Consider the following 16659-nt stretch of genomic DNA (forward strand, 5'->3'; position numbering starts at 1 on the left):
AACGTTGGAAGAAACTGCAAAAGTGGAAGGAGATTTACGCTCCGAAATTCAATTGAACATCAAACGTCTGATGGACATCGGTTGTTACAGAGGACTTAGACATAGAAGAGGACTTCCGGTAAATGGTCAAAGAACCAGAACCAACGCCAGAACCAGAAAAGGTGGCAAGAAAACCGTTGCGAATAAGAAAAAGGTGACTAAGTAATCATGGCTGACGATAAGAAATCCGTAAAGAAAGAAAAGAAAGTTAAAAAGAAAGAGAAGAAAATCGTTCCTCGTGGGAAGGTTTATATCACCGCCTCCTTCAACAATACGATTGTTACGATCACAGATATGGCGGGAAATACTATCTCTTGGTCTACTTCGGGCGCGATGGGATTTCGTGGATCTAAAAAATCTACTCCTTACGCGGCGCAAATTGCAGCTGGAAACGCCGCTGAAAAAGCAATGGATTCTGCTGGGTTGCAGGAAGTAGATGTAATGGTTTCTGGACCAGGAATTGGCCGCGAATCTGCGATTCGCTCTTTGGTCGCCAGAGGATTGAACATTAAAATGATTAAGGACGTAACTCCGCTTCCTCATAACGGTTGTCGTCCACGTAAGAGAAGAAGGGTCTAAGGAAGATTCAGATGGCAAGATATAGAGGACCGGTTGTAAAAATCATGAGAAGGGAGGGAGTCGATCTCTTCCTTAAGTCGAGTTATACTTTTAATAAGGATAAATTCCATCGTAAAGGGCCCCCTGGAATGCCTACGAAACGTAAGGGGAAGGTGTCCGAGTATGGCGCTCAGCTCCGTGAAAAGCAAAAGCTCAAAAGGGCTTATGGACTTTTAGAAAAACAATTTCGTAGATATTATGAAGAAGCGTCTCATGCACACGGTGTGACCGGTGAGATTCTTCTTCAGCTTTTAGAAAGAAGATTGGATAATGTAGTTTATCGTCTTGGTTTTGCAATTACCCGTCGCCAAGCGAGAAACTTTATTGCTCATAGACATATTCTTGTGAATGGAGAAAGAGTGGATATTCCTTCCTATAGACTCAATGTAGGAGATAAGGTGGAAATTCGTGAGAAGTTCAAAACTTCTTCCTTCATTGCTGATAATATCAAATTATCTCAATCTTTGCAGGGAATTCCGTCTTGGTTATCTGCTGATTATACTAACTTTGGCGGGGATGTGACTGCATTGCCTGAGCGTCATCATATCGATTTACCGGTGAAAGAACAGGTAATCGTAGAGCTTTACTCTAAATAAAATCTGATAGAAGGGTCTCAAATTGTCTCTCAAAAGCTTACTCAAAGGATTTAAACGTCCTAAGAAGATTGAATTCAACACGGAAGCGAACACTCCCAATTATGGGAAGTTCGTTGCAGAGCCATTTGAAAGGGGTTTTGCGACAACTATCGGTAACTCTCTCAGAAGGACTTTGATGTCCTCGATTGAGGGAGCTGCGATTTCTGCCATTCGGATCGAAGGTGTAAACCATGAGTTTTCCTTTATCGAAGGAGTTGCAGAGGACGTAACGAGAATCATTCTGAACTTAAAACAAGTTCGCATTAAATACGAGCCAGAAGAAAAAGATCAGAGCAAAATCATTCATCTCGAATTGAAAGGTGCTGGTTATTTTAGAGCGGGTGATCTTGCCGTGGATTCTTCCATTGAGATCATGAATCCGGATCTTCATATCGCTACTCTCAATGAAGATGCAAATCTGGTTATGGATTTGGAAATTCAAAGAGGAAGAGGGTATGTTCCTGCGGAAGAAAAGAAAAAAGACATAGAAGTTCTTGGAACCATTCCTGTGGACTCTATTTTTTCTCCGGTTCAGAAAGTAGTTTTTGAAGTTTCCGAAACCCGTGTAGCACAAAGATCTGATTATGAAAAACTGACTTTAGAAGTTTGGACGGATGGTTCTGTTTCTCCGGACGACGCGGTAGCTCAGGCTGCGAAAATCTTAAAAGAACATCTTACGGTATTTATCAATTTCGAAGAAGAATTGGAAGAAGAAGATGACGAATTGGATGAAGCCGATGAAAAACTTAAAGCTTCTTTATCGAAACACGTGGAAGAATTGGAGCTTTCCGTTCGTTCTCTCAACGTTCTGAGAAGTTTGGAAATCGATTTTATTGGTGATCTTGTAAAGAGATCCGAAGAAGAAATGTCTAAGTCCAAACACTATAGCGATCAGTGTCTCCAAGAGTTGAAAGTAAAACTTTCTACTTTAGGTCTCTCTTTCGGAATGAGGGATTTTTAACATGAATAAAAGAAATAAAGTAAAACATTTAAACCGGAATAAAGGTCACAGAGATGCGTTGATCAATAATATGATCACTAGCCTTTTTAAATATGAGAGAATTGAATCTACTCAAGCAAAATTGAAGGTGGTTCGCTCTCATGCAGAGAAGCTGATTACAAGAGCTAAAAAGAATCTTGTTACCGATTTGAAGCCGGAAGTTCAACTTCACAACAAACGTGAAGTGATGAAGAGAATCAAAGATCGTGAAGTGGTAGTGAAACTTTTCGAAGATATTGCTAAACGTTTTGAAACAAAAAATGGTGGCTATACTCGTGTTTTAAAACTCGTAAATAGAATTTCCGATAATTCTGAAGTCGGAATTTTAGAACTGACTTCCAGAAAAGAAAGATCAACTCTTTTGAAAGAAAGAATTGAAAAACGCGAGATTCAAACAAAGGCGAGAGAAGAAAAAAGAGCAACGAGAAAATCAAATTCGGCTCCCGTAAGCAAAGAAACAACTTCTAAAAAGAAATAAAAGTTTGTCTCAAAACTTAAAAATGTGGGAATTCTTACAACTTTTGAAACTATCCAAAAGTTTATAAACTTCTCAAATTGAACGGACTGTTTTAATTTGTAGGAACTCCTTCGTTTTGTTGTGAACACCCAGAGATTGTCCTCCAGAACCTCAAAGAAATTTTACTCGATAATTCTTTAAAAATTTTTAATCAAATGCAGTAGTTCCTACAAATTAGGTTGTGTTTGATAATTTGTGAACTTTTGAGCAGTTCTAATTCTCGTTAAATTTTCGTAGTAGTCCCACATTTTTGTGAAACTTAATCTCATGAGTCGTTCGAAAAACCCAGCGCTTCACTTCTTGGGTTCAATAAAACGTTTCCCGAAGCCCGACCCTTAGAAAGTGCATTCGCTGTGAGTTTTCGGGTCACATTTTAAGCGCTCGACAGGTTTTGAAACAAACACTAAGTAAAAATGCAAATTGGGTATAAGAAGATTTTATCGAATAAGAAATTCAATACTGCTTTCTATCGATTGCGGTAAACGTTTCAATGCCTTCGAAATTTGACTCAATGAAAAACGTTCCCTCAACTAACATGAGTTTGGCGTAAGGAAGGAGCTCATGATTCTGAAAAAAGTTGAACTTTACAGACTGATTCCTTAAATGTGGGAACTACCATAAAATTTAGGTTTGTCTGTAAAATGAATGTAAACTCATACTTTTAGAAAATTCTTTCTCAGCCAAACGCACGTTAAATAGGATTTAAATTTTGATGATGGCCGCAAAACAGCGGTTTTGTGCAAAAATCTAATTGAACGATGATTCTTTTTGTATTTCCTAGTACTTCCCACAATTTCCAAAGTTTAACCGGTAAATTCACGATTTATGAGAGTTCCCACATTTATTTTTTTACGAAAAAATTGACAGAACGAAAACGGATTTCTTACGCCGAACTCATGTTAAACTCAACGCGAATTCGGCGTAAGAAAATGAGAAAGAATTTTTTAAGGTATGAACTCCTACATATTAGAATTGTTGAAAAATTAATTCTCCATCTTGTTTTTGTTTTATGAAATAATCGATTGAAGCAGTTTTGTTAACTATCGCTATGGAATTTTTCAACAACTCTATTAATCGCTTTTGCATTGGTTATATTGAATCGGTGTTGGATCGGATCACGGTTTTTTTGAAATTTAGGATTGATTTTTATTCAATTTATTTTCTGTAATTTCTAAATCTGTTTATTGAGTTGAGTTAGTCGATGGTTACTTGGTATCAATAGATTTTTTCTTTTCTCTTGAATTGCTTTACTGCAATGCACACCTATTTCTTCTACTCGAACATTGATTTACGGACGCACTCGTTGGGTATTCTCCAGTACCTCTTCTGTCGTCTCCTTCTCCCGTACAATTTCTGTTGGAGATGATGAAGTCAAAAGTATTATGATAAACTTCTCCTAGCTGTATCGTTGTAAGTCTTTCTAGAGACAGGTCTGGTCTTTCCAGGTAATTGTCGATTACCAAATCAGGATCCATGGTAGGAGTTAAAGATTGTCTGTAATTGTCAAGCGACGTCAAAGAGGCCCTTGTTCGAATTACTACTAACCCCTGAGAGGTTCTAAGAATTGGAACTGCATGCCAACCACTAACTCCATCCGTACGACGAAGTCTTAATATCGCTAACCAAATACTTCCAGAGGGAGAAGCTATAAGTGAGGTAATATGAGATCGTATTTCAGATCGAGTAATGAATTCAGAAGAGGCAATCCAATTGTATTGAGGAAGTACAGTTCTTGCAGATACTAAGCCTAATTGTCTGGTTGTTCTACCAGCGGAGCTATACACTGTAGGTACATCTGATAGTAACATGTCCAATAGCGGATAACGTTGCCTAAACGATATAAAAGGATCTGTATTAGGAGCTGTATTGAAGAAGTAACCTCCACTTTGAAGAGGTCTTTGAGAATGATACTCTTGTAGCTCTGCTAACATTTGAAAACTATGAAGTAAACAAGTGGCGCATATTCCACTGCTTTGAGCTTCAGGTATAGTTGAAGTCGCTATCGCATAAAGTCTCCGAACCCAATCCTCAGTTAGTTGAAAGCCAGGTGGTAAGGTTCTTTTGGCTCTTTTATGTAGAATATTTTCTTTATTACCAGCTGGGCAATACTGATCTGTCTTTCCAAGATTAGAATACGTATAACGTGTCCAATCCAGTAAGCTTTTATCAACTACGAACAAAGAAGTGGGACTATTCTTAGTATCCGTTTTGACAAAATCAGGCTTAGCTGCATAAGCAACTCCCCAATTGCTTCCATATCTGGTTACTCTGAGTAGGTTGCCTTTATAATCTGTGATGATTCCTCCTTGATCAGCTTCAAAAAAGACATTCCAAAAAGCAGGATTATCTTTACTGATAGGTATGTCACTACACAGTGTCCACGTCACCCAATTCCATTGATTATCATCTACTTGAGAATACATACAATAAAGAGAACCACTTACTGGATCATACTGAGCAAGATGTCCACTTTCAGGATTGTAGTAGAGAGGAGTTGTATTTTTATTCGAACCTCTCCTGCGAATAAAATAACGTTCCTGTCCCTCAGTAGTTTGCAAATCCCAAGCGATAGAAGTTTGAATACTGATATTTCCAGGAGTAGCTATTGTATTCAACCAATCGTTCATGGAAGAATCTAAGGTATGGTTGTATCTATCACCAGAATTTTTAGAGATATAAACATACCAATTTGTATCTTTTAATTGATAACGTTCATTTGCAGTCCAAAAGGAATTATCTTTTATGACCCATCTCTGTAAAGGATCATTGATCGTACAAGGTCTAAGGTGAACGTAGTCCCAGTTTTCCTTTGCATAAACGACTGTTTCTGGAGCAGTGATACATAACCACGTATTATTGATGTTATACGAAATTCTTTGAAACACGTCGTATCTTGCATTCATAACGTGCATTTGCCAACACTGTTCAATTATAATATAACTTTCACCGCCGCTAAAGACAGGGCCGTAACAAAACTTTCCTCCATCATGAATCACGATCTTAATTGGTTTATCTTTTGGCTGATCGGTAGGTTTTTGAATGATTGAATTACTCGTATTCGATGAAGCGTGGATATGTATATTATTTATACTGTATTCAAAGCTAGTTGTTACTAAGACCAATAAAACTACTATGAAAACTATCGAATGTCTCATGTTTGCCTCCACTTTTCTGAAAAATTACTGATCTTAATAAAATTGAGTATCATGAATTTTTATTGCAAAGTCTTGTTTGGCCGCAAAATACTAGACTCTCTATTATATGTTATGGGTAAGACGCAATCAAATAAGCGAATGAGAGAAATACTGAATCAATTACATCTTGTTTTCGATCTTTGCCCTGAGTTTCGAACTGTATTAAAATTTTTTAAGCAAAACGTTTTTAATATTATTAAATTAATTTCTATTTAAACATTCATTTTTTATGATGAAGTTATATAATGCAAATTGTATTTCTTATTCAATTTTTAAATGGGCCTTTTATCATGAGGCTTCTTAGTGAAAGTTTCATTTTTTAAAGTTTAAAAGTCTGAAAAATAAGAATTTTAAAAATTGTAAGAGTTGATATTTTGTTTTCAATCCGCGTTGAAAATACCTGCTTTAAATTATATTTTTTGTTTTTACACAAAGAAACAAATACTGCGGTATATACAAAAATCCAATTTGTTCTACAAGTTCAAGCCAAGAAGTAACATTTCTAAACTTTTCTTTATTAAACATTACGACTATGTTCTTGCATAATGTATATAAACTGTCTAAAATTTTTAATAAAAAGGAATTGATAAAAATTATCAAAAATTTATTCATCATTTTCGCCTTTATTGTTTCTGAATAAAAAAATATCATTGGTTATTTGAAATATTCTAATGAAATGAAATTATAATCTATTTATTTTATGTGTATATATGAATTATATGTAATCTATAATTTTTTCAAGATCGCAAAGTTCATATATATAGTTTTGGTTACTTGGGCTTATAATACTCATAACTATATAATAAAGTACCTAATATTTTGCATGGAATCAGTGTTTTGTGATAAAATTAACGGTACTCAATTTTATAGAGATCGCTAAAAGGGCTTCTATGAAATCGATCTTTAATTTTTGTGAGGGTTGCAAATGAAGATTTTTTGTAAAAATTTGATTGGATAATCATTTTTTGAGATTTTATAGCAGTTTCCAATTGTTGCTCAGAATTATATAACAGAACGCCAGCTTTTTATCTGAAACACATTTTTGGATAAAAGTTTGCGGTACTCAACTTGTAGATATTGTTAATGAAACGATTATTTGCTCATTCGTTTTTATGAAAAACAAGAGAAAGTTAATTTCAAAAAATATAATATACTTACTCTGTTTTTAATTAATCATTTTTAAAGTAAGAAAATTGGCTTGTTAATTTTTATTCGAAGCTATAGAATTAGAGTATCTGGGATTCTATTTTATGAAGATTAATCATTTCTACAAAAATGATTAAAAAATAAAATCTAATTTAGGAAAATTGAAATCAAATACGAGTAGCTTTAAAAGCAGGCTGTTATGTGCTTACTTTCATAGAAATAAGTAGTTTCAATTTAACGTAAGTTCGACGTAAGAAAATCTGGGTGAATTCGGCCACCATAGGCAAGCTAGGCTCTCGACTCTAGTTAATAAATTGTATACAGGAAGTATTATACAACAATTCTCTTTAATTTCAATTTATTATGAAAGTGAGACGCTAAATTTGAAAGGGCGTTCTGTTGAGTTTTCCTTGCATTGATTCATTTTGCGTTCTACCAGATTCATGCTAAATCAGAGTTTTAATTTTTGTAAAAATCTAATTCTTTTAGATATAAAGAGTTGACCCAATATTTCAAGGGGTATGATTCTATTTTAGAAATTTATAATACATTGTAGCGGTTCTCATGGAAGCTGCCATATCTGGATGTTTGTGAGCTTTTCGATAGTTCTTTCATGATCAAATCTTCATAATCTTTAAGTTTCAAGGTGGCTCAAAGTTAACGGCGTTTTATCGTAGTTGTATTCTATATTTTAATCGTTAGAGTTGTTCAAAATTCCATAGTGGAGATTTGCAAAATTACTTCAAACGCTCATTCGATACAATGAAAGCAGATAGAGAATTGATTTTTCAACAACTCTATTCCGTTTTAATATTCAATCTAAGATATAATTTTTTTATAAAAACGAGATTGTTCAATTTTAAACCTTAATATAAATTTTTTTCTTATCTAAGATACTTAAAATTATCCACCAGAAAAATAAATTAATAATTGCGTATATAAGTGATTCTAAATGCGAGTTTCCTATAAAAATAAGTTTAGAATAAAATAAAGTTTTGATGCTAATCGATTTTCCGTTTCCTGAGGCAATAGTCCAAAGATTAAGTATTCTTGCAAGAAGCCCGGAACCTACAAAGACTAAAATTGCGTTTTTACCAAATACAAGAAAGGGTTGGAAAATAGTTTCTAATCTCAATCGATTCCATTTTTTTGTCTGCAGTAAAAGATTTAAAAATTCAAAAAAGCCTATCGATAAAAATGCTAGACCTGCAGTATAAATTACATAACTTCCGGTCCAGAGACTTTTGTTCATTGGAAGATTTTGGTTCCATAACAGACCAACTAACACAAATAAGGTTCCAAATCCGAAAATGCTTAAAATTTGTTTTTTAGTTTCATTTGTTTTTGAAGAAAGTATAGACCCGCAAAAAACGCCTAATAAAGAAGTTGTTATTGATGAAATTCCACTGAAAAACCCTTCCGGGTCCCAGGTTTTAGAAAATTTCCATAGATGATTTTCTCCGAAAACGTTTCGATCGATCCAAGCTCCAATGTCTTTTCCTGGTTCTAAGTAGACGATCGATTCTCCGGGTGGCGGGAGCTGAATCAAGATCCAAGTATGAACAATTAGAATCGGAATCCAGGAAATTAATATTGCTCTTTTGGGAAGTATAAGATATAAAGAAGCGACTACCCAATAAACAAATCCGATCCTTTGGAGTACTCCTGGAATCCTAAGTTCTGAGAAAGACCATTCGCCAAAAAAATTCAAAAATAGACCAATTAAAATCAGTGTGATACTTCGTATACAAATTCCGAGCCAAGTTTTACTTAAATAAATTTTGTTTTTTGAATATACTGAAAAATGAATGGATATTCCCACCGCAAATAGAAAAAAAGGAAAAACTAAGTCCGTCGGTGTGCAGCCGTTCCATCTTGCGTGTTTCAATGGAGAATAGATAAAAGACCAAGAACCGGGATTGTTTACTAGTATCATTCCGGCTACGGTCATTCCTCGGAATAAGTCCAAGGATAAAATTCGATTTTGATTTAATTTATTTTCCAAATGATAACCTTTGAATTTTTTATTTTCCGAATTATGAAGTTATGTGGATCGAAACATTAATCCAGTATTTTTATTTCTTAGAGTTGTTCAAGCAGCTTCTCGTGTGACCATACAATCAAGTTGTATGCCAACTTTTTAAGAAATTTTGTGAGTAAATTGCTTATTTTGATATCGAATCTAAACTAAGAGCTTGTCCTAAAACCTCAAAAAATTTTACACAATCATTCTTTAGTAATTTTTAATCAAATGTAATAGTTCCTTCAAATTAGGTTGTATTTCACAATTTGTGAACTTTTAAGCGATTCTAATGTCGTTAAATTTTCATAGTAGCTCTCACATTTTTGTGAAACTCAATTTCACTCCCTGAACTCAATGTATCTTCTATGGTCGCTCTGCAGGTCGGTGGAAACTCAGCAAACACCTCCCTAAACTCAATGTATCTTCTATGGTCGCTCTGCAGGTCGCTGGAAACTCAGCAAACACCTCCCTAAACTCAATGTATCTTCTATGGTTGCTCTGTAGGTCGGTGGAAACTCAGCAAACACCTCCCTATGGGTCGGTGTTTAGGTTTTGGGACAGCTCTAAGCTGGGAACTCAGCAAACACCTCCCTGAACTCAATGTATCTTCTATGGTTGCTCTGCAGGTCGGTGGAAACTCAGCAAACACCTCCCTATGGGTCGGTGTTTAGGTTTTGGGACAGCTCTAAACTGGGAACTCAATTTTTCTTTTTGATTGCATTTGGGTTTGTAGATATTCTATTTTGTTTTTCTTATGCCAATTTTAGCTTATCGTAAGTCTATATAGTAATTTTCTCATTGCACTCAGTTGTGCTGATCGTTGATTGTTTCTTAATTTAACATGAGTTTGGTGTAAGAGAATCTTACTAAATCTGGCAGCGTGGATCGGGCTTTTAGCTCTGGTTAATAAATTAAATGCGGGAAACGTTATGCAATGTACTGTTTTTAATTTCAATTTATTAGAGTTGTTGAATAATTAATTCTCCATCTTGTTTTTGTTTCATGAAATGGTCGATTGAAGCAGTTTTGTTAGTCGCCGCTGCTGCTATGGAATTTTTCGGCAACTCTATTGTAGAACGCGATCCGTCGAACGGCCATGGAGAGTCATAACCAACCCCACAAGTATTTGATCTCAATATAAATCTGTCGGAATTACGACAAATCCTCTGTAAAACTTAGTTCCCACCCCACAACGCGATTCATAGAGAGTGTTGTGCTGAGTTTTCCCTATTTTTGGGTGGTTCGGAAAATTTTTCTCTATCAGAAAAACATACTTTTTGCAAGTAAAAAGACTCATTCTTGTCGGAACACTTGAAAAATGTGCCTTTTTGAGCTTTCGATTCTAAAATCCTATTCAACTTGTGGGGTTGGTTTTTGGTACTATTTTCATGCATCCGGTTAGTAAACGGGGTTTTTACTTTCATAAGAAAATACTCCGTCACTCTCGATAAATTCTGGAAGTATAGGGACGCTACAAATCACGATTCTACTACTCATAACTATATAATAAAGTACTTAATATTTTGTATGGAATCAGTGTTTTGTGATAAAATTAACGGTACTCAATTTTATAGAGATCAGTAACAAATTCTAAAATTTTAGGAATGTTATTTTTAGAAAAATTTTTTCCTAATTTCTCTTACATCGAACTCATATTCAATAGAAACAGGTAATTCTTATATTTAGAACATGTCCCAAAACCGTCCAATGTGGGAACTCTCACAAAAATTTAACAATATTAGAATTACTTGAAAGTTCACAAATTATCAAATGTGACGGTTTTTGTAGGAACTACTGTATTTTATTAAAAATTTCTAAAGAATTATCGCGCAAATTCTTTGAGGTTTTGGGACACGTTCTTAGAAAAATACAAAACCTATGGTAGTTCCTACACTAATACAAAATATTCTAATTTCCTAAACTGCGGGAACTCCCATAAAGTTTAGAAATCATTGTTCCTATCAGTCAGTCACTATATAACATAGGAACTACTACTCATATCTGTATATTAGAGTATCATAACTTTTGAAAGGATGTTTCGTTTTGAAGAAAGGACTTTAGATACTCTATTATGTAATTATAATTAATGGTTTGTGTCAAACCTTAGAAAAAAAGTATCAATCATTCTATTTTAGAAACTTCTAATAAAATGACGAAGTTCTCAATATTTATGCGATGTCATAAAGTTTGAGAACTTTTTGTAAGTTCCCGACATAAGAATCTTAGTAAGGCTCTTCAATCCTAAAATCATTTAGAACAATGGAGTAGTTCCCACAAATTCCGAAAATGGAGTTTGATTTTGAAACTAAGACTTTTCTGCAGATGTGGGAACTACTACGAAAATTTAACGACATTAGAACTGTTTGAAAGTTCGTAAATTGCCAAATGCGACTTAATTTGTGGGAACTACTGCACGACAAAACTTTACTGTAAAATTGTTTCTAAAATGTGGGAACTCCTACTTTTAAAGAGATGTAATCCTTGCGATTGCTTCTTCTACGTCTTCTTTTTTACCAAAAGCACTGAGACGGAAATAACCTTCGCCCGCTGGACCAAAACCGGAGCCCGGAGTTCCGACCACTTGAGCTTTATTTAAAAGTTTATCAAAAAAATCCCAAGAAGAAAGATTATCCGAAGTTTTTAACCAGATGTAAGGAGCGTTAACCCCGCCGAAAACTTCATAACCAGCTTTTTTTAAACCATCTCGAATTTTAGAAGCGTTTGCCATATAATAAGCGATGGAAGTTTGGATTTCTTTTTTTCCTTGAGGGGAATAACAAGCTTCTGCACCTTTTTGAGTCACATAAGAAACTCCGTTGAACTTAGTGGTATGTCTTCTATTCCAAAGAGAATTGAGACTGACTTCTTCGCCGGAACGTGTTCTTCCTTTGAGTTCTTTAGGGATAACTATATAAGCACATCTTAAACCTGTAAAACCCGCAGTTTTTGAAAAAGAACGGAATTCGATCGCTACTTCCTTCGCGCCTTCTACTTCATAGATAGAACGAGGAACTCCAGGTTCGCTGATAAAAGCTTCGTAAGCGGAATCATAAAGAATGATAGAGTTATTTTTTTTAGCATATTCTACCCAAGCTTTTAAGGATTCTTTTGTGGTTACGGTTCCGGTAGGATTGTTCGGATAACAAAGATAAACGATGTCCGCTTTTTCTTTCGGAATTTCCGGTTGAAAACCGTTTTCTTTCGTGGCGGGCATATAGATCAAATTGGAGTATCTGCCGTCAGGACCGATTTCGCCGGTTCTACCCGCCATTACGTTTGTATCTACGTAAACTGGATAAACCGGATCTGCGACCGCGATTTTAGAATCCGTAGAAAAGATTTCTTGAATATTACCACAATCGCATTTAGATCCGTCTGAGACAAATATTTCGCTTTCGTCTATTTTGATTCCAAGTGAACCGTAGTCATGATCCGCAATCGACTTTAGCAAAAATGAATATCCTTGTTCGGGACCATAACCGTGAAAACCCCCAACGGTTCCCATCTCTTTAGAAGCCTCTACCATTGCATCCACAACCGAAGGAACGATCGGAAGAGTCACATCTCCGATACCCAGTCGAATGATTTTTGCCGAAGGATTTTTTTCGGAGTAAATCTTGACTCGTTTCGAAATTTCTGGAAATAAATATCCCGCTTTTAGTTTTAAATAATTTTCATTGATGTTCGCCATCTTTTTGATCCTTGTCGATTTGTTTTCTTCCGGCAAAACCTTCTTCGTAGCCGTGTTCGTAAAGAAGGTCTTCCTCTCCTAAGTGCCAACAATAATATCCGTTTCCATTGTCGAAGTCGATCAGCCAAAGACCCTTGACTTCGATTCCAAATTCTTGGATTTTAGAAGACCATTCTAAGATCAACTTTCGAATTTCTTCTTCTTTGTTTTCCATTTCGTTTTCGGGAAGAATTTTATCCCGAAGTTGAACGGCTAATTCCGATACATAAGAATAATATTTTTCCGTAATTTCTTTAACTATAGGTAGGATTTTACGAGCTTCTTGATATGTCCAGAGTTTCCGTTCCAAGAAAATTAGAAATCCTGTCCTAAAGAAAGACAAAGAAGAGTCATACGACTTACAACACCGTATCTTGCTTGTCTAAAATAAGCCGCGTTCGGTAGATCATCTACGTCCGTGGAAAGTTCGTTCACCCTAGGAAGAGGATGGAGAACTGTAGTTTCTTTTTTGGAAGCAAGAATTAATTCTTTGTTAATCTTAAAAAGATCCTTAAGTCTTTCGTATTCTTTATGATCTGGAAATCTTTCTTCTTGAATTCTAGTCACATAAGCTACGTCACAATCCCAAACTGCTTTGATGTCTGTCGTTTCTTCCAGAGTAAGAGAATAACCTTGTAAAGCTTTTTTATAAGATTCTGGTAAAGCGAGTTCAGGAGGAGAAATCAGAAATAAACGAACCTTATAGTGTCTGAGTAAATTGATAAGAGAATGGATCGTTCTTCCGTATTTTAAGTCACCTATAAACGCAACCTTCAAACCGTCTAACGTTCCTTTTTCGGAAATGATCGTGTAAAGATCTAAAATTGCTTGAGTGGGATGTTGTCCCGCTCCGTCTCCAGCGTTGATGACTGGGATTTTTACCGCTCCTGCTGCGATTCTGGAAGAACCTTCTACAGGATGTCTAATGACAGCAATATCTGCGTAAGCTTCCACCATCTTCATAGTGTCGTATAACGTTTCTCCTTTGGAAATGGAAGAAAATTGAAATCCCACCGTGGAGATTACTCTTCCTCCTAAACGTTCCATAGCCGCTTCGAAAGAAAGTCTGGTTCTTGTAGAGGCTTCAAAAAAAAGAGATGCTAAAAGTTTGCCGGTAAGAATTCCAAATGCCTTGTTCTGTTCTACAAGACGTTCCATGACTCTAATTTTCCCAATGAGAAAATCAAGATCTGGTTTTGAGAACTGTTCCGTATCTAATACATTTTTATGATTATAGTACATTAAACGACAGAATGTAAAAAAACTCCCTTTTGACAATCAAATTGATTTATGAGGATCCGATTTTTCTGGAAGGATTAAAAGTCCTGAAAGTTGTCGAATGGATTGTATCCATAAAGAAAGATCCATACTATCGTTGGAATTTTTAAATTGAATTGGAAGTCGGTTCCAAGAACAACCCGGAAAACGATGATGTACTCTGTGATAGTTGAAGTTGAGAAATAGGTAAGAGAAAAATTTTGGCAAATATAAATTGTAAGCTGAATTTACATCTTCTAATTCTTTTCCATAATGATAAGAATGATCTAAAAAAGAAACGATCCATCCTCTAAGAATTAAGACTGAAATTAAAAAAACTGTGTTTGGACCACAAAGATAAAAAGCACATCCAAATAAAATAAGAATCAGTATAGAATCGATTCTTAATTCCTGAACAATTTCAGGCTTTTGAATTTGTTTAAAGAAAGTCTTATATACTGGAAACTTAGAAAAATATTTTTCGGTAATTGGCGAGGTAAAAGAAAGAGGTAAACTTAAAAGAAAACCTCCTAATACTTCTAAGAAATACGTTCCCATAAAAAGTCTGACGTAATATAGAAGTTTTTGAAATAAAATCGGACCAGCGTTTTTTTCTATATATTCGATTCGCTCTCCTTGGGAACGATTAAATTTATGATGAACCAAATGAGCCGTTTTAACAACTTGAAATGGAGTCCCAAAAAGAATACAAAGGAATCTTCCCCAAAAACGGTTTTCGTTTCTAGAATTTGAAAAATTTCCGTGAACACATTCGTGAATTAAGGCCCACAGAGTGTAAGAAAAAATCGTAGAAAAAAGAAATAAAAACACTGGAATGAAGAACGATTCTATAAATTTGAAAATGTTCAAAACATAAATCCATTTTGGAATATCGTATTGAAAACGATTTTCGAATCTATGACTTAAAAGTTCTAAGAAAGAAAAAGTTTGAATCCGATTCGACACCGAGTCAAGTATATCCAAAGTATAGAATATATTAAAGGATCTAATAGAAATTAGATTCCAAAAGTATATGGAAATAAAAAATACACATAGTAAAGTCGCAATCGTTCGGTTTGTTTTTTCCGGAAGATTTCTACGTGGTGCTTGGGACATCAGATTTCAAAATAGATTTTTCCACTTTATTAAGAAATGAGTTTTTTAGATACCTTGAATTTTAATTGAATCGGAATTTAGCCGTTGAAAATCTGGATGAATCCGACTGCCACGAGTCCGGGTTCTCTGCTCCGATCAACAAATTGAGGTTTGTTTAAAAACAAATCTTTTCCTGAATTCAATTTGTTATAAAAGCGAGACGTTTTAGTTTGAAAGAACGTTTTGCTGAGTTCCTTGCATCAATTCTTTTTGTATTGAACTCACTTTAGGACAGAATTGCTAAAAATGAATTTCTTTTGTTTCTCTGTATAACTTGAATTTTGAATATTATGGATATATTAATTGAATAACTTATTTTAAATCCCCAAAAGATTTCTTTTGAATTTACGAAAATCCATATTAAATGTCCAATATAAAATACAGAAAATAAATAAAGGAAATGTAATAAAGATCGTCTGATTAAACCGAAACGCTTCCTCAAATTGTAAATGTAGAATACACCAAAAACCTCGGACGGTTCCGCAGCCAATACATTCCCGTTCTAATATAAGTTTAAAAAGACAAACGGTATAACGACCGGTCATATATTCGATAGGAATATTATAAAATATAAAAGCTCCAAAAGAAACGAATGCGAATTTAATCTTTTTTTGGAATTTTAGCATGAGATCACCTTATACCGTTTAATTAAGAATTTGATAACAACATAAGGTGAACTGATTCTATTAGTTTCTTGTAATTGGATTCCCTTGGGAGTCTTTATAATTTCCAAGTAAAATCATAATCAAATCGATTAGGGCCCAAATTCCACAACCGCCGCCCGTGATTAACATAAGAATTCCGGTGCCAATTTTACCTGTATAAAACCTATGTACACCTAATACTCCTAAAAATAAACATAATAGAAATGTAATTAACCAATTGTCAGATGCGCTTCCTTTTTGACGGACTCCACATTTAGGACAAATTTCGGCGGCCTTTTTTATAATCGAACCGCAGGAACTACAAAAAACCTCATCCATACCTTTGGAAATGTTATCGTTCAAGTTATCTCTCCTTTTGTATTAAAATTATAAACCGATTCAATCTATTCTTTGATGTGAAAATAAAACTGATAGGATTTGATGATCTACATTCCTCGTAATTTTTATAAGGCAGATTCAAATATCTTATTATAATAATGCGTTTCTGTATTCAAAATCATTTTTGTAAAATGCAATTATTTTGCTATTTTGAATCAACCCGACGAATCCAAAATTGATTCTAATTTTGAGCCAGTCAAAATGATCAATAAAGCTTTTATTTTTTGATTTCTAAATTTGGCATTTTGAAAGTAAAGTATGTATGAGGTTCTTTTTGAGTAAATCTAAAAATATAATTTTGT

General features: G+C 34.7%; 15 protein-coding genes (1 of these 15 running past the window's edge). 6 read left to right on the forward strand and 9 right to left on the reverse strand.

The window, feature by feature from the left end:
• The 5 genes in view from rpsM to rplQ are tightly spaced (at most 22 nt apart) and all read left to right on the forward strand, a layout consistent with a single transcriptional unit that may run on beyond the window.
• On the forward strand, window positions 1-205 hold the 3' portion of the coding sequence (rpsM, locus tag BW942_RS12435) for a 30S ribosomal protein S13 (protein WP_000090769.1). It extends 173 nt beyond the left edge of the window; the window shows 205 of its 378 coding nt (coding positions 174-378); its start codon lies off the left edge, out of view; the stop codon is at window positions 203-205.
• Between the two features lie 2 nt (window positions 206-207).
• The gene (rpsK, locus tag BW942_RS12440; protein ID WP_000752686.1) at window positions 208-618 is read left to right on the forward strand and encodes a 30S ribosomal protein S11; all 411 of its coding nucleotides are present in this window, start codon (window positions 208-210) and stop codon (window positions 616-618) included.
• Between the two features lie 11 nt (window positions 619-629).
• Entirely contained in the window at window positions 630-1253 is a 624-nt protein-coding gene (rpsD, locus tag BW942_RS12445) for a 30S ribosomal protein S4 (RefSeq protein WP_000135260.1), read from the forward strand.
• A 22-nt stretch (window positions 1254-1275) separates the two neighbouring features.
• A complete protein-coding gene (locus tag BW942_RS12450) occupies window positions 1276-2253 on the forward strand; it encodes a DNA-directed RNA polymerase subunit alpha (protein WP_000054108.1) in 978 nt (325 codons plus the stop codon).
• Between the two features lies 1 nt (window position 2254).
• Window positions 2255-2770 carry a 50S ribosomal protein L17 gene (gene rplQ, locus BW942_RS12455; protein WP_001042619.1) on the forward strand — a complete coding sequence of 172 codons (516 nt, stop codon included), beginning with the start codon at window positions 2255-2257 and terminating at the stop codon, window positions 2768-2770.
• A 1286-nt stretch (window positions 2771-4056) separates the two neighbouring features.
• Here rplQ and BW942_RS12465 read toward each other — a convergent pair.
• The 3 genes from BW942_RS12465 to BW942_RS12485 all read right to left on the reverse strand — a co-directional run bounded on the left by BW942_RS12465 (window position 4057) and on the right by BW942_RS12485 (window position 9154).
• Entirely contained in the window at window positions 4057-5964 is a 1908-nt protein-coding gene (locus BW942_RS12465; protein WP_001216424.1) for a DUF1561 domain-containing protein, read from the reverse strand.
• Between the two features lie 444 nt (window positions 5965-6408).
• The gene (locus BW942_RS12475; protein WP_000575926.1) at window positions 6409-6654 is read right to left on the reverse strand and encodes a hypothetical protein; all 246 of its coding nucleotides are present in this window, start codon (window positions 6652-6654) and stop codon (window positions 6409-6411) included.
• Window positions 6655-8008: 1354 nt separating this feature from the next.
• Window positions 8009-9154 (reverse strand): acyltransferase family protein, encoded by a 1146-nt coding sequence (locus BW942_RS12485; RefSeq protein WP_000428415.1) that lies wholly within the window; start codon window positions 9152-9154, stop codon window positions 8009-8011.
• A 551-nt stretch (window positions 9155-9705) separates the two neighbouring features.
• Between BW942_RS12485 and BW942_RS22230 the strand changes: the two genes are divergently transcribed.
• Complete coding sequence (locus BW942_RS22230) at window positions 9706-9843, forward strand: hypothetical protein (protein ID WP_016689569.1); 138 nt, start codon at window positions 9706-9708, stop codon at window positions 9841-9843.
• 1793 nt (window positions 9844-11636) lie between these two features.
• Here BW942_RS22230 and BW942_RS12505 read toward each other — a convergent pair.
• From BW942_RS12505 to BW942_RS12530, 6 genes are all read right to left on the reverse strand, one after another.
• A complete protein-coding gene (locus BW942_RS12505) occupies window positions 11637-12863 on the reverse strand; it encodes an LL-diaminopimelate aminotransferase (protein WP_001284168.1) in 1227 nt (408 codons plus the stop codon).
• Window positions 12847-13212: a DUF2203 domain-containing protein gene (locus tag BW942_RS12510; RefSeq protein ID WP_000440098.1), complete on the reverse strand. Its 366-nt coding sequence runs from the start codon at window positions 13210-13212 to the stop codon at window positions 12847-12849. Before BW942_RS12510 ends, BW942_RS12505 begins: the two co-directional genes overlap by 17 nt.
• Window positions 13213-13217: 5 nt before the next feature.
• A complete protein-coding gene (gene pyrB / locus BW942_RS12515; RefSeq protein WP_001982280.1) occupies window positions 13218-14144 on the reverse strand; it encodes an aspartate carbamoyltransferase in 927 nt (308 codons plus the stop codon).
• A 36-nt stretch (window positions 14145-14180) separates the two neighbouring features.
• The gene (locus BW942_RS12520) at window positions 14181-15275 is read right to left on the reverse strand and encodes a fatty acid desaturase family protein (RefSeq protein ID WP_000075934.1); all 1095 of its coding nucleotides are present in this window, start codon (window positions 15273-15275) and stop codon (window positions 14181-14183) included.
• A 356-nt stretch (window positions 15276-15631) separates the two neighbouring features.
• Window positions 15632-15940: a DUF2752 domain-containing protein gene (locus BW942_RS12525; protein ID WP_000911426.1), complete on the reverse strand. Its 309-nt coding sequence runs from the start codon at window positions 15938-15940 to the stop codon at window positions 15632-15634.
• A gap of 60 nt (window positions 15941-16000) precedes the next feature.
• Window positions 16001-16321 (reverse strand): TM2 domain-containing protein, encoded by a 321-nt coding sequence (locus BW942_RS12530; protein ID WP_000999362.1) that lies wholly within the window; start codon window positions 16319-16321, stop codon window positions 16001-16003.
• Window positions 16322-16659 lie beyond the last annotated feature (338 nt).

The organism is Leptospira interrogans (assembly GCF_900156205.1).
Classification (GTDB): domain Bacteria; phylum Spirochaetota; class Leptospiria; order Leptospirales; family Leptospiraceae; genus Leptospira; species Leptospira interrogans.

Coding starts and splice junctions, on each gene's coding strand:
- rpsK (WP_000752686.1), top strand. CDS start 208: ATGGCTGACGATAAGAAATCCGTAAAGAAAGAAAAGAAAGTTAAAAAG.
- rpsD (WP_000135260.1), top strand. CDS start 630: ATGGCAAGATATAGAGGACCGGTTGTAAAAATCATGAGAAGGGAGGGA.
- rplQ (WP_001042619.1), top strand. CDS start 2,255: ATGAATAAAAGAAATAAAGTAAAACATTTAAACCGGAATAAAGGTCAC.
- BW942_RS12465 (WP_001216424.1), bottom strand. CDS start 5,964: ATGAGACATTCGATAGTTTTCATAGTAGTTTTATTGGTCTTAGTAACA.
- BW942_RS12475 (WP_000575926.1), bottom strand. CDS start 6,654: ATGATATTTTTTTATTCAGAAACAATAAAGGCGAAAATGATGAATAAA.
- BW942_RS22230 (WP_016689569.1), top strand. CDS start 9,706: ATGGGTCGGTGTTTAGGTTTTGGGACAGCTCTAAGCTGGGAACTCAGC.
- BW942_RS12505 (WP_001284168.1), bottom strand. CDS start 12,863: ATGGCGAACATCAATGAAAATTATTTAAAACTAAAAGCGGGATATTTA.
- pyrB (WP_001982280.1), bottom strand. CDS start 14,144: ATGTACTATAATCATAAAAATGTATTAGATACGGAACAGTTCTCAAAA.
- BW942_RS12520 (WP_000075934.1), bottom strand. CDS start 15,275: ATGTCCCAAGCACCACGTAGAAATCTTCCGGAAAAAACAAACCGAACG.
- BW942_RS12525 (WP_000911426.1), bottom strand. CDS start 15,940: ATGCTAAAATTCCAAAAAAAGATTAAATTCGCATTCGTTTCTTTTGGA.